General features: G+C 62.6%; 16 protein-coding genes. 6 read left to right on the forward strand and 10 right to left on the reverse strand.

All coding sequences use genetic code 11. The features are described 5' to 3' along the window. Positions 1–183: 183 nt before the first annotated feature. A complete protein-coding gene (locus RS897_RS30510; RefSeq protein WP_315832408.1) occupies positions 184–1,407 on the forward strand; it encodes a multidrug effflux MFS transporter in 1,224 nt (407 codons plus the stop codon). A 61-nt stretch (positions 1,408–1,468) separates the two neighbouring features. On the opposite strand, the gene RS897_RS30515 is transcribed toward RS897_RS30510, so the two are convergent. Further along, positions 1,469–2,671 (reverse strand): acetyl-CoA C-acyltransferase, encoded by a 1,203-nt coding sequence (locus RS897_RS30515; RefSeq protein WP_315832409.1) that lies wholly within the window; start codon positions 2,669–2,671, stop codon positions 1,469–1,471. Positions 2,672–2,934: 263 nt separating this feature from the next. On the opposite strand from RS897_RS30515, the gene RS897_RS30520 reads away from it, so the two are divergent. Further along, positions 2,935–4,623, forward strand: coding sequence for a methyl-accepting chemotaxis protein (locus tag RS897_RS30520; RefSeq protein ID WP_315832410.1), 1,689 nt, complete (start codon positions 2,935–2,937; stop codon positions 4,621–4,623). 155 nt (positions 4,624–4,778) lie between these two features. Then, on the forward strand, positions 4,779–5,120 hold the full coding sequence (locus tag RS897_RS30525; RefSeq protein WP_315832411.1) for a GrlR family regulatory protein: 342 nt from the start codon (positions 4,779–4,781) through the stop codon (positions 5,118–5,120). 64 nt (positions 5,121–5,184) lie between these two features. Here RS897_RS30525 and RS897_RS30530 read toward each other — a convergent pair whose 3' ends face one another. Next, entirely contained in the window at positions 5,185–6,189 is a 1,005-nt protein-coding gene (locus tag RS897_RS30530; protein ID WP_315832412.1) for an NAD(P)H-dependent flavin oxidoreductase, read from the reverse strand. Positions 6,190–6,522: 333 nt separating this feature from the next. Between RS897_RS30530 and RS897_RS30535 the strand changes: the two genes are divergently transcribed. Together RS897_RS30535 and RS897_RS30540 are read left to right on the forward strand one after the other, a co-directional pair. Then, entirely contained in the window at positions 6,523–7,107 is a 585-nt protein-coding gene (locus tag RS897_RS30535; RefSeq protein ID WP_315832413.1) for a TetR/AcrR family transcriptional regulator, read from the forward strand. Positions 7,108–7,337: 230 nt separating this feature from the next. Next, a complete protein-coding gene (locus tag RS897_RS30540) occupies positions 7,338–8,813 on the forward strand; it encodes an MATE family efflux transporter (protein WP_407654349.1) in 1,476 nt (491 codons plus the stop codon). On the opposite strand, the gene RS897_RS30545 is transcribed toward RS897_RS30540, so the two are convergent. Continuing rightward, a complete protein-coding gene (locus RS897_RS30545) occupies positions 8,765–9,502 on the reverse strand; it encodes a haloacid dehalogenase type II (RefSeq protein ID WP_315832414.1) in 738 nt (245 codons plus the stop codon). The two genes, RS897_RS30540 and RS897_RS30545, sit on opposite strands and share 49 nt — an antisense overlap. A gap of 142 nt (positions 9,503–9,644) precedes the next feature. Here RS897_RS30545 and RS897_RS30550 point away from each other — a divergent pair, with 142 nt between their 5' ends. Beyond that, positions 9,645–11,243: an alpha-amylase family glycosyl hydrolase gene (locus RS897_RS30550; RefSeq protein ID WP_315832415.1), complete on the forward strand. Its 1,599-nt coding sequence runs from the start codon at positions 9,645–9,647 to the stop codon at positions 11,241–11,243. A gap of 12 nt (positions 11,244–11,255) precedes the next feature. On the opposite strand, the gene RS897_RS30555 is transcribed toward RS897_RS30550, so the two are convergent. The 7 genes from RS897_RS30555 to tssC all read right to left on the reverse strand — a co-directional run bounded on the left by RS897_RS30555 (position 11,256) and on the right by tssC (position 21,443). Beyond that, positions 11,256–12,848, reverse strand: coding sequence for a methyltransferase regulatory domain-containing protein (locus RS897_RS30555; protein ID WP_315832416.1), 1,593 nt, complete (start codon positions 12,846–12,848; stop codon positions 11,256–11,258). Between the two features lie 10 nt (positions 12,849–12,858). Continuing rightward, positions 12,859–15,501 carry a type VI secretion system ATPase TssH gene (gene tssH / locus RS897_RS30560; RefSeq protein WP_315832417.1) on the reverse strand — a complete coding sequence of 881 codons (2,643 nt, stop codon included), beginning with the start codon at positions 15,499–15,501 and terminating at the stop codon, positions 12,859–12,861. A gap of 171 nt (positions 15,502–15,672) precedes the next feature. Continuing rightward, positions 15,673–16,734, reverse strand: coding sequence for a type VI secretion system baseplate subunit TssG (tssG, locus tag RS897_RS30565; protein WP_315832418.1), 1,062 nt, complete (start codon positions 16,732–16,734; stop codon positions 15,673–15,675). Further along, entirely contained in the window at positions 16,698–18,665 is a 1,968-nt protein-coding gene (gene tssF / locus RS897_RS30570) for a type VI secretion system baseplate subunit TssF (protein ID WP_315832419.1), read from the reverse strand. The genes tssG and tssF overlap by 37 nt, the downstream gene beginning before the upstream one ends. Beyond that, positions 18,662–19,168 (reverse strand): type VI secretion system baseplate subunit TssE, encoded by a 507-nt coding sequence (gene tssE, locus RS897_RS30575; protein WP_315832420.1) that lies wholly within the window; start codon positions 19,166–19,168, stop codon positions 18,662–18,664. Before tssE ends, tssF begins: the two co-directional genes overlap by 4 nt. Before the next feature lie 243 nt (positions 19,169–19,411). After that, positions 19,412–19,894, reverse strand: a complete 483-nt coding sequence (locus RS897_RS30580; RefSeq protein ID WP_315832421.1) for an Hcp family type VI secretion system effector — start codon at positions 19,892–19,894, stop codon at positions 19,412–19,414. Positions 19,895–19,940: 46 nt separating this feature from the next. Then, complete coding sequence (gene tssC / locus RS897_RS30585; protein WP_315832422.1) at positions 19,941–21,443, reverse strand: type VI secretion system contractile sheath large subunit; 1,503 nt, start codon at positions 21,441–21,443, stop codon at positions 19,941–19,943. Positions 21,444–21,451: the final 8 nt, after the last annotated feature.

Consider the following 21,451-nt stretch of genomic DNA (forward strand, 5'->3'; position numbering starts at 1 on the left):
GCGGACCAAATCCTGATCGAGCCTAGCTCAGCCCGCAGGATTCCGGTCAGGTATTTGGCGTCAAATCTGCAGGGGCCACATGCAGCATTCCCATGGTGTCAGGCCATATTGAATGATAGTCATAATACAAAGCCGACGCCACCGGCCGACCGTTTATTGAGTGATTTGGATCTGGATTTCGCCATGACGCAGGAATTGCCCCACCAGGGCGCATTTGCAGTGGATTCGCCGCGTGTCGCGGCCGGAACCGGCAATATCCTTATTCTCGCGGGACTGGCGGCGCTGGGCACACTGGCGACCAGCATCCTGCTGCCGTCGCTGCCGAGTCTGGCCAAGACCTTCGGTGTTCCGACCGCATCGGTATCGAGCGCGATCAGTCTGTTTCTGGCGGCCTTCGCGGTCGGCCAGCTCATTGTCGGTCCATTGTCCGACCGGTTCGGCCGGCGCGGGCTGGTGCTGGCAGGGCTTGTGCTGTTTGTGATCGGGAGTGCGATCTGCGGGTTGGCCTCCGATCTGCCGACGCTGCTGATCGGTCGTGTGGTGCAGGCCCTGGGGGCGTGCGCGTCATCGGTGCTGGCCCGGGCGATCGCGCGGGACCTTCTGGATGGCGAGGCGCTGGCGCGCGCGCTGGCCTTCATCATGATTGCGACTGCCGCGGCCCCCGGATTTTCTCCCTTGCTCGGCGGCTTGCTGGAGCAGGCCTTTGGCTGGCGCTCCGCCTTTATCGTGGTCGCGATCATCGCCGCCGTCGTGGCCTTGCTTTACAACAGTGCGCTCGGGGAGACCCATGACGGCGTCAAGCTGCCGCTCGACCCCTGGCATATCGCGCTATCGTATGTCGGCTTGATCAAGGATATCCGGTTCATCGCGCCGGCGCTGACCGTAGGGCTGATCATGGGTGGGCTGTTTGCGATGTTCTCCGCGTCACCAGCGATCCTGATCGAGGGATTGAAGTATTCACCGCTGGCGCTCGGCGCATTCTTTGCCGGCACGGTGTTTGTGGTGTTCGCCGCAGGCATGATCGCTCCCAAATTGGCGGCGCGCTGGGGCCTGCGGAATGCGATCCTGTTTGCACTCGCCGTGGCTTGTGCCGGCGGTCTCGCGCTGCTGGGCGCGCAGTTTGTCGAGCGGTCGCTCGCGACTTATCTCGGCCCGGTTCTGATCTTTCTGTTCGGCATGGGGATCGTCAATCCGCTGGGGACTGCGCTGGCGCTGTCGCCATTCGGCGATCGCGCCGGTCTCGCCTCGGCGCTGGTGGGTTTCCTGCAGATGGCGGGAGCTGCCATCGGGGTCAGTGCTGCGGCGTCCGTGGCATCACCGGCGATCCTCGGGCTCGGCATTGTGCTGGTGGTCGCGACGCTGTCGGCGCTGATCGTGTTTTTCGTTGGTCGCGTGAAGCCGGCTTGAGAAACACGCACATAAAAAAAGCCCCCGCCGAAGCGGAGGCTTTCGGAAGTGCCCTCGAAAATCAGTGCACGCGCTCGATGGCAATCGCAGTGGCTTCGCCGCCGCCGATACAGAGCGAGGCGACGCCGCGGCGCAGATTGTTGTTTTCCATGGCATGCAGCAGGGTGACGATCAGGCGTGCCCCCGTGGCGCCGATCGGATGGCCGAGTGCGCAGGCGCCGCCATTGATGTTGAGCTTGTCGCGGGGAATGCCGAGATCGCGGGCGGCCGCCATCGGAACCACGGCGAAAGCCTCGTTGATCTCGAACAGGTCGACATCGCCGACGGTCCAGCCGAGCTTCTCCAAGAGCTTGCGGATGGCCGGGATCGGCGCGGTGGTGAACCACTGCGGCTCCTGGCTGTGGGTGGAATGGCCCTTGATTTCGGCGAGGATCGGCAGCCCCTCGCGCTGCGCCAGCGAGCGGCGTGTCAGCACCAGGGCCGCGGCGCCGTCGGCATTGGCCGAGGAGGCGGCCGGCGTAATGGTGCCGTTGGCGCGGAACGCCGGCTTCAGGCCGGGGATCTTGTTGGGATCGACTTTCAGCGGATGCTCATCATTGGCGACGACGCGTGGGCCGGCTTTCTCAGCCAGCGTGATCGGCACGATCTCGTTCCTGAACGCGCCGCTCTCCACCGCCTTGCGGGCGCGGGTCAGCGTTTCCATCGCATATTCGTCCTGGTCCTTGCGGGTGAATTGATAGGCTTCCGCGGTGGCCTCGCCGAAATCGCCCATCGAGCGGCCGCTTTCATAGGCGTCCTCGAGGCCGTCCATCAGCATGTGGTCGATGATGCGGTCATGGCCGACGCGATAGCCGGCGCGGGCCTTCTGCAGTAAATAAGGCGCGTTCGACATGCTCTCCATGCCGCCGGAGACGACGATCTCGGCGGAACCGGCATTGATGATGTCATGGGCGAGCATGGTGGCCTTCATGCCGGAGCCGCAGACCTTGTTGATGGTGGTGGCGCCGGTGGCATCCGGCAGTTTGGCGCCGCGGGCAGCCTGGCGGGCCGGCGCCTGGCCCTGGCCGGCGGGCAGCACGCAGCCCATGAACACCTCGTCGATCCGCTCCGGCGACAATTTGGCGCGCTCCACGGCGGCCCCGATCACGTGCGCGCCGAGCTTGTGGGCGCTGAGCAGCGACAATTCGCCCTGGAACCGCCCGAGCGGGGTGCGGGCTGCGGAGACGATGACGACGGGATCGGATGATGCTGACTTAGAGGACATGGGGTTTGCTCTCCTGATGATTGTCTGGCGATTGCCTGGGTGTGATCCGCAGCCGCAATTATAGAATGATATCTATCATATGATCCGCCTCATTCGATTGCAATCGACGCGGGGCAGGCGCCCGTATGTGGTGTGCCACGGCATGACGGGAACGGGCGTGATCACAGTTGAGGTCCGAAGCACAGTTAAGACTGCCCTAAGCAGTTCACGGTACGGTTTTCCCGCAGATTTGATTGACTCGTTTTTCCCAGCCGGAGATTTCCATGAAGCTGTTCGACAACCTTCCCATCCCCGCAAAGCTGGGAGGTCTGGTGGCCATTGCATTGCTCGGCTTGGGAGCCGCCGGCGTGTGGGCCGGGCGGCTGATGAACGAGGAAATCCTGAACGATCGAATCACACAGACACACGCCATCGTCGAGGTGGCGAAGAATGTCGCGCTTGGATTGCAGAAACAGGTCGAGGCCGGCGAACTGACCAAGGATGCTGCGATCAAGGAATTCGCGCGCCGCGCGCAGACCATGACCTACGACAAGGGCACCGGTTACATCTTCGTCTACACCATGGATGGCGTGACGGTGGCCACCCCGGACACCAAGACCATCGGCACCAATCGTCTCGACATCAAAACCAACGGCCGGATGCTGACGCGCGAACTGCGTGACGGGGTGGCGGCGAAAGGCGACGTGACGCTGAGCTACGAATTCGTGAAGCCGGGCGGGACCGAACTGAGCCGCAAGCTGGGATATGCGGTGGCCATTCCGGGCTGGGATATGTTCGTCGGGACAGGCGCTTACCTCGACGATCTCGATGCCAAGCTGAAGCCGATCATGTGGTCGCTCGGGCTTGCGATGCTCGCGATCGCCGCCATCACTGGTTTGACTGCGTGGCTCACCGCCCGTGGCATCACCGGACCGCTCGGGCGGCTCGGCGCCAGCATGCAGAAGCTTGCCGCCGGCGATCTGGATACGGTCGTGGCGGGCGCCGGCCGGCGCGACGAGATCGGCTCGATGGCGGCCACCGTGCAGATCTTCAAGGACAATGCGATCCGGATTCGCGGACTTGAGCAGAAGGACGCGGAGACGCAGCGCCTTGCCGTCAGCGAGCGTCGCGCGACAATGACTGCGCTGGCGGACGGTTTCGAGCGCAGCGTCAACGGAGTTGTGCGCTCGGTCGCATCCTCGGCGGTTGCGATGCAGACGGCCGCGGAGTCCATGACGGCGACCGCCGGCGACACCAGCCAGCGCGCAGCGACCGTAGGTGTCGCGTCTGAAAAGGCGCTCAACAACGTGCAGACCGTTGCGGCGGCGGCTGAGGAGCTGTCGGCCTCGGTCTCCGAAATCTCCCGCCAGGTGGCGCAGTCCAACGACATCGCGCGCCGCGCCGTGGGCGAGGCGGAACAGACCAACTCGACCGTCCGGTTGTTGTCGGGTGGTGCGGAAAAAATCGGCGCGGTGGTTCAGCTCATTCAAACCATCGCCGAGCAGACCAACCTGCTGGCGCTCAACGCCACCATCGAAGCCGCGCGTGCGGGCGAAGCCGGCCGTGGCTTTGCAGTGGTCGCCTCGGAAGTGAAGGCGCTGGCGACCCAGACTGCCAAGGCGACCGAGGAAATCTCCGCCCAGGTCGCCAACATGCAGTCCACGACCGGCGATGCGGTGGCCGCGATCAACGGAATCGCCGGCACCATCGGCAAGATGAGTGAGATTGCCGTGACGATTTCGTCGGCGGTGGAAGAGCAGGGCGCGGCGACGCAGGAGATCGCGCGCAACATCCAGGCCGCGGCGGCGGGCTCGCGCGACATCACCGGCCATATCGGCGGCGTCAGCACGGCGGCTTCGGCCACGGGAACGGCGGCGTCGGACGTGCTGCGCGGCGCTCGCGAGCTCGACCAGCAGGCCGGCATGCTGCGCACGGCGGTCGACGAGTTCCTCGCCCAAGTTCGTGCGGCATAACGCTTTTTCGTGATCGTCCTGCGGCGCATTGGGCTCGCTTTTTTTGAGCCATTGCTGCTGATCCACAGCTTCGCTATGCCTCGTAGGGATGGCCCGGTCGGGATACCGGGCCAGATCGCGGCCTGGGCGGGCGGCGCCTTAAGCGACTGCGGGACATGAAAAACGGACTGTATTCAATTCGCATCGAGATGCTCGATGGCGTGCACGGCATCAACACTGGCGTGATGGTGCTGCGCGACGGGGTCATCCTCGGCGGAGACTCGTTCTTCTATTACGTCGGCAGCTACAGCTTCGCCGACGGCAGGTGGAAAGGCGAGATCCTCAACCGCGAGCACACCAAAACCTTCGACGAGCGACCGGTGTTCGGCGGCAAGGAGGTCTCGATTGGATTTTCGGGGGCCTACACCGACGATGGCGCAGAGGGCTCGGCCACGGCGCTCGCGGGCAAACGCAGCATCCGTTTCAAGGCCGATCTGCGCTTCCTGGCCGACGCATAATCTGGAGCAGCTTGCACAAAGAACGGGGCCTGCGCGGTGGCGCAGACCCCGCTATTTTATGTGATCACGCCACCTTCGCGGCCGCCTGTGCGGGACGACCGAGGAAGCCGGCAAGGCGCCCCAGGATCAACTGCTCGGCTTCCGCCATGATGCGGTCGATCAGTTCCTTGACTGTCGGGATGTCGTGGATCAGGCCGACCACCATGCCGCAGCTCCAGGCACCGGCATCCATCTCGCCGTCGATCATGACCTTGGGATAAACGCCCGCGACCTGGTCCATGATGTCTTCGATCTTCAGCGCAGCGCCCTTTTCGCGCTCGATCTGGATGAGTTTTTCGACGTTGGCGTTGTTCAGCACGCGCTCGGTGTTGCGCAGTGCGCGCATCACCAGCCGGGTGTCGAGCTCGGTGGCGGCGACCAGCGCTTTCTTGACGTTCTCATGCACCGGGGCTTCCTTGGTGGCGATGAAGCGGGTGCCCATGTTCATGCCTTCGGCGCCCATCGCCAGCGCCGCGACCAGGCTGCGCGCATCGGCCATGCCGCCCGAGGCCACGAACGGAATCTTCAGTTCCTCGGCGGCGCGCGGCAGCAGGATCATGTTGGGCATGTCGTCTTCGCCCGGATGTCCGCCGCACTCGAAGCCGTCGACGCTGACTGCGTCGCAGCCGATGCTTTCAGCCTTCAGCGAGTGACGCACCGACGTGCATTTATGAATGACCTTGATGCCGGCTTCCTTCAGCAGCGGCATATACTGTTCGGGGCTGCGGCCGGCGGTCTCCACGGCCTTGATGCCGCCTTCCTTGATGGCGGCGATATATTCCGGGTAAGGCGGCTTGGCGAAGGTGGGCAGGAAGGTCAGGTTCACGCCGAACGGCTTGTCGGTCATGTCGTGACAGCGCGCGATTTCCTTGGCGAGCAACTCGGGTGTCTTCTGGGTCAGCCCGGTGATGATGCCGAGACCGCCGGCATTGGAGACGGCCGCGGCCAGCTCCGCGAAACCGACATAGTGCATGCCGCCCTGGATGATCGGATGCTCGATGCCGAAGAGGTCCGTGATACGCGTCTTCATCCCTGTCTCCTGCCTTTCGATTGTTGTCTATATTTACCGGTTTGCCGACGGCTTGATTCCAGCTTGGCCATGAAACCGCGCGACTTGCAAATGCCGAGAAATTTGCCTGCCAGCGCCTGGACGCAATCATTTCGCAGGGCGAAATCGACAGCGTTTCCTCCATTAAGTTCTAAAAAGGAACTATAGTATTGCGCTGCACTGCCGCAATGGTCAAGCGGGATTCTGCGCAACGCCCGACAGAGCAGCATTGAATTACGGTTATAATTTTCTATGATGGGTGCCCTATATAGGTTCAACCCGTGCTTGATCGTCGGTGGAACCAAGAGGAGCCGAATGCGCTACGAGAAGGGTCACAAGGACACCACCCGCAAGCACATCATCGATGTGGCGGCGCGCCGGTTTCGCAACGATGGTGTTGCGGCCGCGGGCCTCGCGGGCATCATGACCGATGCCGGCCTGACCAACGGCGCGTTCTACACGCACTTCTCGTCCAAGGACGATCTGGTCTGCGAGACCCTGACCGCAGCGCTGGACAAGATGCGGCAACGGATTCTGGCTGCCGAGGGTGACGGCGCCATCCGCGATTATTTGAGCACCCGCCATCGCGATCACCCCGAGACCGGCTGTCCAACCTCGGCGCTGGTCGCCGAAATCGCCCGGCTGCCGCGAAAGACCCGTGCCATCTACACCGAGCGGGTGGCCAAATTGTTCGAGCTGATGGCAAGCCGCTTTGCGGAGGGGTCGGAACAGGAGCGGCGGCGGCGCGCCATGGCGCTCTACGGCCTGATGATCGGGACGCTGCAACTGGCCCGCGCCGTGTGTGACAAGAAACTCTCCGACGAAATCCTGGAGAATGGCCTGCAGACGGCGCTTGCCATTGCGGGGCGGCCGACCGACGGCGGGCCATCCAAGCCCTGAGACGTAGTCCAGCGCCGGGCTGCTATGCGCCGCGCCCGATCGGGCCGCAACATGCCGCGGCTGAACCCGTTTCTTCCGTAAAACCAAAGCGCTAGTCCGGCTTGCCGACTCCGCAGCACGGTTCGGCCCGCCGACCGCCAAGGCTTCAACGTATGATCATAATGCAATAGTATGGGTATAAGTTAATGTTGCGATCTCGCCGGTGACCGGCAGCCCTGAGGAGTTCTTCGATGAACCAGATTGCAAGAGTCTCAGGCGACTTCGTACCGATGACCTCCGGCACTCCGGACCCCGCAGAGCGCGAAGCGGCCGACCGCAAGGCCGCGGCGCGTCAGGAAATCCTGACTGCACCGGTCTTTCGTACCCTGATGAAGCTCGCTTTGCCGACCACGGCTGTGCTCTTTGCACAAACCGCGGCTTGCGTGGTCGAGGCCTTCTATGTCGGCTTCCTCGGCACCGATGCACTCGCCGGCGTGGCGCTGGTGTTTCCGGTGTTCATGCTGATGATGACGATGTCGAACAGCGGGATCGGCAGCGGCGTCGCTTCGGCAGTGGCGCGGGCGATCGGCGCCGGTCGCCAGGAGGATGCCGACGCGCTGATGCTGCACGCCGTTGCGCTCGCCGTTATCTTTGGATTGATCTTCACGTTCGGGACGGCAGTGTTCGGCCGTGCACTTTATGCAGCGATGGGCGGGGCAGCAGGTGCGCTCGATGCTGCGTCTTCCTACTCGAGTTACCTGTTTGCAGGCTCGGTTCCGATCTGGATCGTCAATCTGCTTGCGGCTGCGCTGCGCGGATCAGGCAATGTTCGCGTGCCGGCGCTGGTGACGCTGGTCGGGGCGATGATTTTGATTCCGGCGTCGCCGGCATTCATCTTCGGCTTAGGTCCGATTCCACCGCTCGGGATCGCCGGCGCCGGCCTCGCGTTCGGACTTTACTATGGCGGAGCCTCGCTGGTGTTGCTGGCCTACATGGCCAGCGGCCGATCGGGACTGCGACTCAAGGGCGGCGCGCTGCAACGCCGCCTGATGGTGGATATCCTGCGCGTCGGCGTGCCAGTCGCGGTCACGACCGTGCAGACCAACCTGATTGTTGTCATCGTCACCGGCATGTTCGGGCTGTTTGGCACCCATGCCCTCGCTGGATACGGTGCGGCGTCGCGGCTCGACTATGTGATAATTCCGCTGCTGTTCGGTTTTGCGTCGGCGGTCCTCACCATGGTCGGGATCACCATGGGGGCGGGCGACGTCGCCCGGGCCCGGCGGATCGCCTGGGTGGGCGCGGTGACCGGTGCTGCGATCACTGGCGCGATCGGCCTGCTGGTGGCGTTGTTCCCCGAACAAGCATGGCTTTATCTGTTCAGCGAAGAGGCCGAGGTGCTGGCGCCGGCGTCGACCTATCTGCGGATCGTCGCACCGTTCTATGGCGTGTTCGGTCTTGCCTTCGTGATTGGTTTTGCGGCCCAGGGGGCGGGCAAGGCGGCGTGGCCGTTCCTTGCCGTCAGCGCACGCATGCTGGTGGCCGTCGGGATCGGCTGGCTCGCCGTGGTCGCATTCGGGGCGGGGCCGACCACGCTCTCGGCCATCGTCGCGGCGTCGCTCGTGGCCTATGCGATCGTGGGCCTGGCGGCGATGTTCTCCCGGTCGGTCTGGGGCAATCAGCTCGCGACCAATGCAGGCAATTCGGAGAGCGCACCGACGCGGTGATCGGGGGCGACGCCCAGCTCGTCCATCTGCGTGCGCAGCATCTTGAACAGGGTCAGCGGCGCGATCGCATCGAGATCGACCAGTGCGCTGGCGAGCGCCGCCGGCGTGACGCGCTCGATCCAGGCGACGTTGAACCCGAACGATTTCGCGCCGCAGACATCGAACGGATTGGACGAGACGAACAGTACCTCCGACGGACCGATACCGAGCCTGCTTTCGACCAGGGAATAAGCCTCCGGGGCCGGCTTGAAGACCCGCTGCTGGTCGACGCTGATGGTGGCGTCCAGCACCTGGTCAAGCCCGGTGTTGCGGACCAGCGCGTTCAGCATGTCGGTGCTGCCGTTTGACAGGATCGCGAGCTTGCGGCCCTTCAGCGCGGTCAGCGCCGCCTTGGCGTCAGGGTAGAGATCGAGCTGGACATACTTGTCCATGATCCGCTCGAAGGCCTCGCGATCGTAACCGAGGCCGAGACCGCGCAGGGTGAAAGCCAGGGACTCCCGCGTGATGACGGAAAAGTCCTCATAACGGCGCATCAGCGACCGCAGCCAGGTGTATTCGAGCTGCTTCAGCCGCCACACCTGGGTGATGATGTCGCCATACCCCGGAAAGGCCTGCTCGGTCACGGTCGCGACCGACTGGATGTCATAGAGCGTGCCATAGGCATCGAACACAACGGCTTTGATGGTCACAGGCGGCCTCGCGGGCTGGATGGGTGGCCGGAGCATGAAAGTTTCATGTCAACCGGTCAAACAGGACTGCAAGTCTTGTCACGCGGACCAGCTATAGGATGCAATCAAACAGTTGTTGATCGGCACGAAATTCGGCCCACACATGCAAAAGACCGTTCCCTGGTGGACGTCCGGCGTCCTCTATCAGGTCTACCCGCGCTCGTTCCAGGATTCCGACGGCGACGGGGTCGGCGATCTCAGCGGCATCATCCGCCGGCTGCCGTACTTGCGCGAGCTCGGCGTCGACGCGGTGTGGCTGTCGCCGATCTTTGCCTCGCCGATGGAGGATTTCGGCTACGACATCTCGGATTATATCGGGATTGATCCGCTGTTCGGCGCGCTCGGGGATTTCGATGCCCTGGTCGCGGCCGTGCATGGCCATGGGCTGAAGCTCATTCTTGACCTCGTGCCCAATCACACCTCGGAGCAGCATCCGTGGTTTGTCGAGAGCCGTAGCTCCAGGGATAACCCGAAGCGCGACTGGTTCATCTGGCGCGATGGGGCCGGCGATGGCGGGCCGCCGACCAACTGGCTGTCCGAATTCGGCGGCAGCGCCTGGCACTTCGATGAACTGAGCGGGCAATACTATTATCATGCCTTCCTGCGCCAGCAGCCGGACCTGAACTGGCGCAATCCGGATGTGCGCCAAGCCATCGCCGAAGTGATGCGGTTCTGGCTCAAGCGCGGCGTCGACGGCTTTCGCGTCGACGTGATGTGGCACCTGATCAAGGACGATCAGTTCCGCGACAATCCACCCAATCCGGATTATGCAGCCGAGCGTCAGCCCTATGAGCGGCTATTGCCGCTTTACTCCACCGACAGGCCGGAGGTGCATGCGGTGGTGGCGGAGCTGCGTCAGGTGATGGACGCGTTCGACGATCGCGTGCTGATCGGCGAGATCTATCTGCCGCCGGAGCGGCTGGTGGCGTATTATGGCGAGAATCTTGCGGGCGCCCATCTGCCGTTCAATTTTGCGCTGATCTCGACACCGTGGAGCGCAGCAGCGATCGCCAAGCTGATCGCGGCGTATGAAGCGGCGCTGCCGCCGGGGGCCTGGCCGAACTGGGTGCTGGGCAACCACGACCGCATGCGGATCGCAAGCCGGGTCGGGGCCGACCAGGCACGCCTCGCAGCCATGCTGCTGCTGACACTGCGGGGAACGCCGACGCTCTATTATGGCGATGAAATCGGCCTGCCGCAGATTCCGATCGCGCCGGAGCAGGTGAGGGATCCGTTCGAAAAGAATGTGCCGGGCTTCGGCATCGGCCGCGACGGCTGCCGGACGCCGATGCAGTGGGATGGGTCAAGCCATTCGGGTTTTAGCAGTGCAGAGCCTTGGCTGCCGCTTTCGGACAATTTCAGGAATGAGAATGTGGCCAGCCAAAGCGAGGACATGGCCTCAATCCTCAATCTCTATCGCACCCTGATCGCACTGCGCCGTGCGCGGCCTGAGCTTTCGATTGGCGATTACAATCCGATGGCGGTTGTCGGCAACGTGCTGGTGTTCCAGCGTGCCCATAATGGCAGTCGCCTGATCATTGCGCTGAATTTTGGTACGGTTGCCGTGGCACTCGCCGCCGAGACGGTCGGCTTGAACGGACAGATCGTACTGTCGACGGTAACGGACCGGTCGTCAGGGGGCGTCGCCGGCCAGTTGGAGCTGCGCGGTGGCGAGGGGATCATCCTCGAACCGGTTGCGTAAGAGCGTCCAGCGTTAACTCACCAGCAGCCCCAGCTTGCTCACCGTCGCCAGCGACTGTTGCACGCGCTCGCTGATCGACTGGGGTGACACGTCGCCGGAGTTGTTGCCGGCCGGCGGCAGGTCGCCGAATTTGTCCGTCATCTCTGCGGCGAGCTGCTCCATCGTCCGCGTGCCATCCAGCAATTGCAGGAAGTAACGGGCTCGGTCGTCGGCAAGCCGCACGGCCTGATGCAGCACGTTGGTGAGCAGGGTGCCGCTCTCGGCCTGCTTGCGCGCCAAGAGGCTCGCCTGCGGCCGGTCGCTGACCTCCCTCACCACGAATGGCGGCCAGCGCAGGAACGTGACTTCGCCGCTGCAGGCCAGGATATACATCGCGCCAATCAATGTCTGTTCATCGTCATCAGCGCGGCCGGAGTTCGGTCCGGAGCCCAGCAGGTCACGGGCGCCTGCGAGCAGCTCGGCAAACGACAGCGCGCGGGGCCACGCCTTGCCGAGGCAACGATGAGCCGCCTTCAGGATCGGTTTGGAGACCGTCAGCGACGTGTCGTCATAGGTTTTGAACTCCATCGGCGACATGTCGGTCAGGCAAAAGTCGGCGGAAACGGGAGTAGCGTTGCTCAGCAAATGAAACCGGGTCACGAAATTCCGATCGATCCCGCGGTCGAGAGCGATGTTGTCATGGCACAGCAGCGTGCGGCGGAAGCCGTTGCCGTCGATGAAATCCTGATACTGGTCGCGTGCGACGAATTCGGTGTCCGGGAATTGCTGCAGCGTGGAGCAGACTTCGTCCGAATATCCCGCGACATGGCGGCGGGAGAAGTCGGTGTCGCTAAGGTATTGCAGGCCGTGATTGCCGGCCTCATCGACGACCTGATGGAGCAGGAACGCGGTCGCGATTTCGTTCAGGTCGTCGTGGAACAGCACTTCTTCGGGCATCGTCGTGACGCGCTTGTACTGGTCCCGCATGACCTTGCCATGGAGCGTGTCGGCCGACGTGCCCTCGCTGAGAAACTTCATGATGGCGCGGGCCTGCGCGGTCTTCTGCTTCATGCCGCTGACGTGACGGGTGTGATACAGCATCATGTCGCGGGTCATGTCGCGCAGATGCGAGTAGGGATGCGCATTGTAGCTGACATAACAGATGCCGTTGGGGGAGAGGCGCTGCTTGAAGATCGTCATCATCTTGCGGCGGACCTCGGGCGGCACCCACGAGTAGACGCCGTGCGCGATGATGTAGTCGAACTGGCCGAAGCTCGCGTCCACATCCATGATGTCGCAATGCATCAGCTTGATGTTGTTCAGGTCAAGCGCTGCGACATTGCGCATCCCGCGTTCGATGGTGACGCCGCTGAGATCGATGCCGATGAATTCGCTGTCGGGATATTGAAACGCCATCGGCAAGAGATTGCCGCCGACGCCGCAGCCGAGCTCCAGAACCCGGCAACGCTCGACGGACACCGGCTGTAGGCCGTAAATCGTCGCCAGTGTCGCGAGATGGTTCGGGTGGGTGTGTTCGTAGACGTGGCCGGGGTAGTAGACATCGTCATAGAGCGTTGGTTCGGACGCGCCGGCTGGTGGCCGGGTCTGTGCCTGAATATTCATCATGCTGATCCCATCAGCTCCAGGAATAGGCGAATTTGTCATTCTCGATCGAGACCTTGGCCTGCGAGACCTCTTCCTTGGCCAGGGACTTGTTGAGGAATTCGCGCGACAGCTCGGGCAGCAGGGTGTTGGTGATGATGTTGTCGATCATGCGTCCGCCGGAGTCCGGATCGTTGCAGCGGGAGACGATGTGTTCGACCACGGCGTCGTCATAGACGAAGGCGGAGTCGTGATTGTCGTGGATACGCCGGCCGATCCGGTCCAGCTGCAGCCGCACGATGCCGCCGAGCATTTCGTCGGACAGCGGGAAATACGGGATCGAGACGATGCGCCCCAACAGGGCCGCCGGGAAGACTTTCAACAGTTCCGGCCGCAGCATCTTGGCGAGTTCTTCGGGATCGTTGCGATATTTCGGATCGCGCGACAGGCCCATGATGACGTCGGTGCCGACATTGGTGGTGAGAATGATCAGCGTGTTCTTGAAGTCGATGCGCCGTCCCGTGCCATCCTCCATGATGCCCTTGTCGAACACCTGGAAGAAGATCTCGTGCACGTCCGGGTGGGCCTTCTCGACCTCGTCGAGCAGGATGACGCTGTAGGGCTTGCGCCGGACCGCCTCGGTCAAGCGTCCGCCTTCGCCATAACCGACATAGCCGGGAGGGGCGCCCTTCAAAGTGGAGACGGTGTGGGCTTCCTGGAACTCGGACATGTTGATGGTGATCATGTTCTGCTCGCCGCCATAGAGCGACTCCGCCAGCGCCAGCGCGGTCTCGGTCTTGCCGACGCCGGAGGGGCCGGCCAGCATGAACACGCCGATCGGTTTTGACGGATTGTCGAGCTTGGCCCGGCTGGTCTCGATCCGCTTGGCGATCATCGACAGCCCGTGGGACTGGCCGACCACGCGGCGATTGAGGATCTCCGGCAGCTTCAAGACCGTCTCGATTTCGTCGCGCACCATCCGGCCGACCGGGATGCCGGTCCAGTCCGACACCACCGACGCCACCGATTGCTCGTCGACATGGGCATAGATCATCCGCTTTTCGGGGTTGATCCCTTCCAGGGCATCGAACTTGCCGCGCAGTTCGACGCGTTTGGCCGCGGGGTCGTCGCCTTCCTTCGGTTCCGCCAGGATGTCGCGGATGCTCCTGATCTCGCCGACCAGAGTCTGTTCGGCGGCCCAATCGGTTTCCAGCGCCACGAGCTTGTCTTTCAGCGCCGTAATATCCGTGTCGATTTCGGCAATGCGTTCGGCGTCGTCGAGCCCGAGATCGCTGTCGCTGACGAGCGCCGACTTTTCCGCCTCGCGGGCAGAGATGGCGACGCGGGCGTCCTCGATCATGGCGGGCGTTGCGCTCTGGCTGATGGCGACGCGGGCGGCGGCGGTGTCGAGCAGGCTGACGGCCTTGTCCGGTAACTGCCGTGCCGGAATGTAGCGATGCGACAGATTGACGGCGGCATTGATCGCGGCGTCGGAAATGCGCACGCCGTGGTGCTTTTCCATTGGCGCCAGAATGCCGCGCAGCATGATGCAGCAGGTGGCGACATCAGGCTCATCGATATGGATCGGCTGGAAGCGCCGCGTCAGCGCCGGGTCTTTTTCGATGTACTGGCGATACTCGGCCCACGTCGTGGCGGCGATGGTGCGCAGTGTGCCGCGGGCGAGGGGAGGCTTGAGGAGATTGGCGGCGTCGCCGGTGCCAGCCGCGCCACCGGCGCCGATCAGGGTATGGGCTTCGTCGATGAACAGGATGATCGGGGTGGGCGAACTCTGCACCTCGTCGATCACTGATCGCAATCGCTGCTCGAATTCGCCCTTCATGGAGGCGCCGGCCTGCATCAGGCCGATGTCGAGCGCACAGAGACGGACATTGCGCAGGGGCGGCGGGACGTCGCCGGAGGCGATGCGCTGGGCGAAACCTTCCACCACGGCGGTCTTGCCGACGCCGGCTTCACCGGTGAGGATCGGGTTGTTCTGCCGCCGGCGCATCAGCACGTCGATCAATTGGCGGATTTCATTGTCGCGGCCGAGGATCGGGTCCATCTCGCCGGACTTGGCCTTGGCGGTCAGGTCCTGGGAGAAACGATCCAGCGGCGTGCTGCCCTTCGGGCCAGCCGCCTGATCGGCGCCCGGCGTGCCGGCGCCGATGGCACCGGAGCCGTCCATCGGCCGCAGGTTCTCCTCGTCGGAGCCGGCCCAGATGGCGCGATGTTCCGCCGCCAGGGCGTCGACATTCACCTTGGTGAATTCCTGGGAGATGTTGGTCAGCGCGCGGCGGATGTCGGTGGATTTCAGGCCCGCCACCAGCAGATGGCCGGTGCGGATCTGGGTTTCGCCGAAAAACAGCGTGGCATAATGCCAGCCGCGATCGAGCACATCGATCACCGGATTGGCGACACCCGGCATGTCGGTTTCGTTCTTGCGGAAGCCGTTGATGACCCCTGCGAGATCGGACAGCAGCCGCGCCCGGTCCAGCTTGTAATAATCGGCCGACAGGCTGAGGTCGGTGCGCTCCTGCTGCAGGATATGGAACAACCAATGAGCCAGCTCGATATTGCGGTTTCCCGCGCTCTTGGCATGGCGCAGCGCCTGGATGAAGGCGTCATAGCCGGCCCGGTTCAACTTTCCCGTTACGGACTCAAGGCTGATATCGGTCACGGCGGTCCCTCCATCTCAAATCGCCCCGCTCTCAACCCCGAGGTTGACAGCATCAGGCATGTCTCGCCCGCACAAATGGTGCACCGCAACCGGAGCGATGGATCCGCAAAGGCAATGCGGTGGAATTTTCGAGTCCTCCTCATCTTGAGACGATCCATCGGCCCGGGTGGTTCAACCGGCGTGATCGGACGTGCCGCTGCGTTTCGCCCGAAATCGCTCACTCAAATGGAAGCGGGCATCGCATCGGTATTCGTCGGTCGAGGTCCAGTTCGGCGAGACCCAGGTGGTCCAGCCGAGACGCCCGCTTTGTCCGAGTTTGACGGGAGCAACGGCGCCGGACGGGATGGCGAGTTCGACTTCCCAATCCAGTTCATCGCCGATGTAGAAATAGACCGCGTCCGCCAGCGGCTCCGACAGATTGGGGGCGTCCGTCGGCAAAAAGCGTTCGTATTGCGCAAAATCCTTGACGTAGAACCTGACCCGGATCTTGTCTTCGACGCTGAAGACACTCGATCCCAGCAGCATATCCTTGCCCAAAGCAGCATGCTTGCGGCCCAGACTGCTGCAATCCGCCTTATCGAACTTCAGCCAGGAGCCGACGAACTCGTCGATTTCGACCCTGACATCGAACAGGCCCTGCAGAAAGCCGGCCAGGCGCGAGGCGGATTTCGCTTTCGGCGCGACCAGGCCGGCGAATGCCATCTTGGCCATGTCCGGCACGGTATCGAGATCGGAAAACACCGATGTTCCGAGCCCGGTGAACGAGCCGATATAGGCAAAGAAGCGATCTTCCGAGGGGCGGTCATGCTGCGCGATCGGGCGCGCATCGGCCCAGGTGCGAAAGAACAGCTGCAGGAAGCGGTTGTTGATGAGATCGAGGAAGCGCGGAAACGCGTCGTCGCGCATCAGCACCCAGCCGAGGCTCTCATCAGTGGTGGCCAGCGGCAGCGCGCCCTGCGGTCCCAGCAGGCCGAGGAATTTCACCAGGATCCGGAGCCGGCCGTTCTGCTCCTCGGCCGAACTGAGGTTCGACGCCGGAAATTCCAGATAAGGATCCTGTCCGAGGTCGAGATACTCCTCGCGCCGGGCGGCGCTGTCGCCGATCCGCGGACTGTTGAAATGCGCGCGCTCGAGCTGGCGAAGCACGTGATAGAAATCGAACCGCCAGGGCTCGGCCTTCATCTCCCCGATCAGGCTCACAATGACCTCCGTGTGCCCATGCGGGCGGGCCATCGCATGATCTGACCGCGTTCCGGGGTGGAGATCACCGTCTGGGTAAAATGATTGAAGCCGGAATAGTCCGCGAAAAAACGCTCGAGGACGGCGCCGAGCAGGAAGACGCCGCTGCCTTCGAAAGCCTTTTCATCCAGGGTGATGGTAATTTCCTGTCCTCGCGCCGCACCGCTGCCGGCGCGCTCGCGCACCCGCCGGACGATCGGCCGGCTATCGACGCTGCGAACGCCGCGAATCTTGCGCTCGGTGGCGTCGTCGAACAGATCCGCAAACAGCGACAGCATTTCCCGCAGCGCGGCTGCGTTCTTTCCCGCGCCCCGCTCGACCAGCCCGAGATAGTTCAGGCTGAGCATGTTGATCAGTCGCCAGGTGATGACGCCGACGCTGGCGATCTCGCTCCGGGTCCGCATTTGCGAAATGACCGGTTCGCGCGGCCGGGTCGGGCCGGCGACGCAGCGCAGGTCGAGTGATGTATCGTCGAGCAGTCGGAAATCGGCGCCGCCCTGGCCGACCGGAAGGTGCTCGGTCAGGTGGCGATTTGAACACAGGGCCCGGACGCTCAGTTCGGCGGCGGACGTCCGGCCGCTCATTTCACCCGGTTCGACCAGCGACATGTACATGTCGGTCCCGGTGTAGTCGGACGCCGCGCCATAGGCCTTTTCTTCAACGGTCCGTCGCCGCGGCAGCCGGCGCACCGTGAAGTATAATCCTTCGACCGAGCCGCTGGTGCGATCGACGGCGGCCGAGTAGAGCGGACGAACCGGTTGTTTGTCCTTCTCCGAGGGGAAGTGCGCGTAGACGTCCAGCACCCGGTGGGGTTCGTATTCAAGATAGCGGCTGCGATCCGGAACGACATGATACTCGTGGGTGTTCGACTTGATCGGGATTCTGTCGCTGGTCTTCTCGAACAGATTGATGGCAGGCGCAGTGTACAGACTGAACGTATCGGCATTGACGCTGGCGGCAAGCCGTGAGTTGTGTTCGCTGAACGCGAGCACGATATCGACCGATTTGCTGCGCAGCCGGGACATGATGCCGCGCAGCCCGACGAGATTGAAGGCCAGGAATTTGCGCGGAAACACAAAATACTCCCGCAACAATTCGGAGCCGCGAAATATCCTGTTATCGCTCGGGAACAGCGCTTCGTTGTCGTCGAAGCCGATTTGCTGGATGCAGTCCTCCGGCGCGCGGATCACCACCGGATCGCCGAAATCGTCGAGGTAGCGGAAATAGACCCCGACGCAGTTCGAAATCACCTGCTCATACAGCGCGATGGCGTCGGACTCCGCGCCGAGAAGATGGATCGGAAGCTCGTTCGTCCGGCAGCCGGCGAACCACATCTCCGGCTTGGCTTTCGCCTCGGCGTCGGCCGGCTCTTCCTCCAACCGTGCGGCCATGCGGTGGGTGAGGGACAGCCGAAGTCCGGCGATGACGTTGCCGCCGACCGGAACGCCAAGGGCCTGCAAGGCACCAGCGGTGGAGAAATATTCGGCGCCGGTCACATCGAACGGCCATAGCGTGATGTCGCGCGACAGCCGAAACCGGCACGCCAGGTTGCGCTCACGCTCGCGATAGGTGGCATCGAAATAAGCGCTGCGGGTGATCTTCTTGCCGTCGCGCAATGCGGGATCGGCGTAAGGCGGCAACGCCTTGACCAGCATGACTGACGGTGTGGGTGCCAGATAATTCGGCACCAGCTGTTCCAGCAGATTGGCCGTGAATTCCGGAAACTCGTGCTTGAGTTTGAGCTGCACGCGCGCGGCCAGGAACGCCGCGCCTTCCAGCAGGCCGCTGATCATCGGATCGGAGCGATCGCGGATCAATCCGCCGAGTCGCTCGGCAATTCCGGGATACTGCTCGGCAAAGTCTCCCGCCTGCTCGTACAGCAGAGACAGTTCGCGATTGTAGAAATCCAGAAATTCGCGGTTCATAGCCGGTTAACTTGAATGTCGCCGCTGTCGAGATCGACATCGGCGATGAACTCGACCGGAACGTTCAGGGGTTCGCATTGCAGATCGGCATAGACCAGAAAACGCAGCTTGAGCTGCTCCGCCGTCACGGACGTGTCCCGCCGCGCGCGGATGGTCTTGCGATCGAGGCGGGGTTCATAGGTCATCAGCACAGCGGTGAGTTCCTGACTCAGATCCTCGGTCGATATTTCATCGATCGAGCGATGCGCGATGTCCGGAAAACCGTAGTTCAGGATTGATGTCCTGACACAGGCGTGGCCGGTCAGGTCCTCGGTCGATTCCAGCGCGATGGTGTTCAGCAGCGATTCGAGATCGCGCGCCACCTCGCGGCGCAGCAGCGCTTCTGAAATGGGGAAGCGCCCGGAACTGCGGCGCCCCGCAATGATCCGCTCGCCAAATTCATCGCGCAGGTCGAGTTTCTTGCGGGAGTCACGCGCGACGTGCGCGCTGCGAAACGCCAGCATCAGCGGCGGGCTTAGCCGGTCTTTTTTTGACGTGACAGACATCACCCACCATCCGCAGACGTCACGGCGAATTCGGCACCCGTGGAAATCGACTTTTGCCCCGAACTCGCTCTAAACTGAGCGCGCTTTCTTCGCGCGCATCGGTATTCAATTCGCCTGGAAACGCGCCGGTTTCGATCGCGTGTCATTCGGCGCCGCCCGCTGAGCAGACTTTGCGGCGGCGCCGAAATCATGTCGCGTCGATCACCATTCCTTGTTGGCCGGAACGTCCCAGCCGAAGGTCGGTGACGCCCCCGCGCCGCCCTTGTCAGTCTGGGTCTTGTAGATGATCTTGAACTTCGCGAAGTTCAGGCTGACGTTCTCGACAAGACGGTCGTCGCCGTGCGATCCGCCGGTCGAGACGCTGGTGACGAGAATGTCCTTCATCTGAAGCTTCAGGTACTCAAGCGGCTTTTCGCCGGCCTTGCGGACGATGAGAGTGCCTTCATCGATGTGCTTGCCGTTCGCGCAGACCTTGAACAGCTCGGCGGTGGCCTTGTCCACGAAGTGGGTGAAGTGAAGATCCTGGATGTTGACCTTTCCTGCGCCGCCGCCGGAGCCGCTGTGGAAAGTGCCGGACTGGCTCTCACCAAACGACCAGCTCAGGACATCAATTTCGTCCTTGTGCCCGTCGCCCATGGATTCGCCTTTGATCGGATCCAGTTTCAAGAAGATATCGACAGCCATAGTGTGTTCCTTTCAAATTTTCGAAATTGTTGATGATGATGTGATCTCACGAGCTCGGGCCTGGCAGGCGCGAGACTAGACTGAGGCCCACATCCATCGCTTCCAACTGGAAATGTGGGCGGAGAAAAAATCGTGCGTTGTAATATCCCGGATTCTCCTCGTTCGCGATGACCTCAACTTTGGCGGCGGCCAGCGGCTTGCGCGCTTTCTGGGCCTCCGATGACAGGGCTGGATTGGCATCAACGTATTCGTTGATCCATGTCTGCAGCCAGATCGTCAGTTCATCCTTCTCCTTCATGGACCCGATCTTGTCGCGCACCATGCATTTCAGGTAGTGCGCGAAACGTGAGACCGCGAACATGTAGGGAAGACGTGACGACAGGTTATCGGATGCGGTGGCGTCGACACCCTTGTCACCGAAATACTTCTTCGGCTTGTACAGCGACTGCGCACCGATGAAGGCCGCCTTGTCGGTGTTCTTGCGGTGGATCAGCGGGATCAAGCCTGATTTGGCAAGCTCATGCTCGCGTCGGTCGCTGATGGCGATTTCGGTCGGACATTTCAAGTCGACGCCGCCGTCATCGGTCGGGAAGGTGTGGGTCGGCAGGTTGATGACCTCGCCACCTGACTGCACGCCGCGGATGCGGGTGCACCATCCGAATTCCTTGAAGGCCCGATTGACATTGACCGCCATCGCATAGGCTGCGTTCATCCAGCCGTATTTGTCGCCGGTATGGCCATCGGTTTCCTCTTCGAAGGCGAACTCCTCGACCGGTTCGGACTTCGCCCCATAAGGCAGCCGTCCAAGAACCCGCGGCATGCACAGACCGAGATAACGGGAGTCGTCCTGGTCGCGCAGGCCCTTCCAGGCCGCATATTCGGGCGTGTCGAACAGCTTGCTAAGGTCGCGCGGATTGGACAGCTCCGTCCAGGAGTCCATTCCCATCAGCGTCGGTTCGGCGCCGGTGAAGAAGGGGGCGTGCGCCGCGCCGGCGATCTTGCTCATGTCGCGTAGCAACTGGACGTCGGTGGGCAGATGGCTGAAGTAATAGTCACCGATCAGGCAGCCAAAGGGTTCGCCACCGAGCTGGCCAAATTCGTACTCGTAGACCTGCTTGAACAGCGGGCTCTGGTCCCATCGGGCGTCCGGATAAAGCCGCAGGTTGCGATAGAGCTCGTTCTTGGAGACGTTCATCACCCGGATCTTGAGGTTGGCGTCCGTTTCCGAATTGAAGACCAGGTAGCTCAGGCCACGCCAGGCGCTTTCGATGGCCTGGAATTCCGGCGCGTGAAGGATTTCGTTCATCTGCGCGGACAGTTTCTTGTCGATCCGCGCGATCATCTCTTCAATGGTGTCGAGGACGTCCGACTTGATGACGGTGGTGTCTTTCAGGGCCTCGCGGACGAGGGTGGAGACGGCGTTCTCGACTTCGGTCGCGGCCCGTTCGGTCCGCGGCTTGAAGCTCTGCTTGAGCAGATTGGAAAACTCGTCGGCCTCGACGGTTCCGACCTGAGTTGCAACTTCTTTACGACCAGTTTCTTTTGCCATGGTCCCCG

This window comes from Bradyrhizobium prioriisuperbiae, from assembly GCF_032397745.1.
In the GTDB taxonomy this organism is placed as follows: domain Bacteria; phylum Pseudomonadota; class Alphaproteobacteria; order Rhizobiales; family Xanthobacteraceae; genus Bradyrhizobium_A; species Bradyrhizobium_A prioriisuperbiae.

Coding starts and splice junctions, on each gene's coding strand:
- RS897_RS30510 (WP_315832408.1), top strand. CDS start 184: ATGACGCAGGAATTGCCCCACCAGGGCGCATTTGCAGTGGATTCGCCG.
- RS897_RS30515 (WP_315832409.1), bottom strand. CDS start 2,671: ATGTCCTCTAAGTCAGCATCATCCGATCCCGTCGTCATCGTCTCCGCA.
- RS897_RS30520 (WP_315832410.1), top strand. CDS start 2,935: ATGAAGCTGTTCGACAACCTTCCCATCCCCGCAAAGCTGGGAGGTCTG.
- RS897_RS30525 (WP_315832411.1), top strand. CDS start 4,779: ATGAAAAACGGACTGTATTCAATTCGCATCGAGATGCTCGATGGCGTG.
- RS897_RS30530 (WP_315832412.1), bottom strand. CDS start 6,189: ATGAAGACGCGTATCACGGACCTCTTCGGCATCGAGCATCCGATCATC.
- RS897_RS30535 (WP_315832413.1), top strand. CDS start 6,523: ATGCGCTACGAGAAGGGTCACAAGGACACCACCCGCAAGCACATCATC.
- RS897_RS30540 (WP_407654349.1), top strand. CDS start 7,338: ATGAACCAGATTGCAAGAGTCTCAGGCGACTTCGTACCGATGACCTCC.
- RS897_RS30550 (WP_315832415.1), top strand. CDS start 9,645: ATGCAAAAGACCGTTCCCTGGTGGACGTCCGGCGTCCTCTATCAGGTC.
- RS897_RS30555 (WP_315832416.1), bottom strand. CDS start 12,848: ATGATGAATATTCAGGCACAGACCCGGCCACCAGCCGGCGCGTCCGAA.
- tssG (WP_315832418.1), bottom strand. CDS start 16,734: ATGGCCCGCCCGCATGGGCACACGGAGGTCATTGTGAGCCTGATCGGG.
- tssF (WP_315832419.1), bottom strand. CDS start 18,665: ATGAACCGCGAATTTCTGGATTTCTACAATCGCGAACTGTCTCTGCTG.
- tssE (WP_315832420.1), bottom strand. CDS start 19,168: ATGCTGGCGTTTCGCAGCGCGCACGTCGCGCGTGACTCCCGCAAGAAA.
- RS897_RS30580 (WP_315832421.1), bottom strand. CDS start 19,894: ATGGCTGTCGATATCTTCTTGAAACTGGATCCGATCAAAGGCGAATCC.
- tssC (WP_315832422.1), bottom strand. CDS start 21,443: ATGGCAAAAGAAACTGGTCGTAAAGAAGTTGCAACTCAGGTCGGAACC.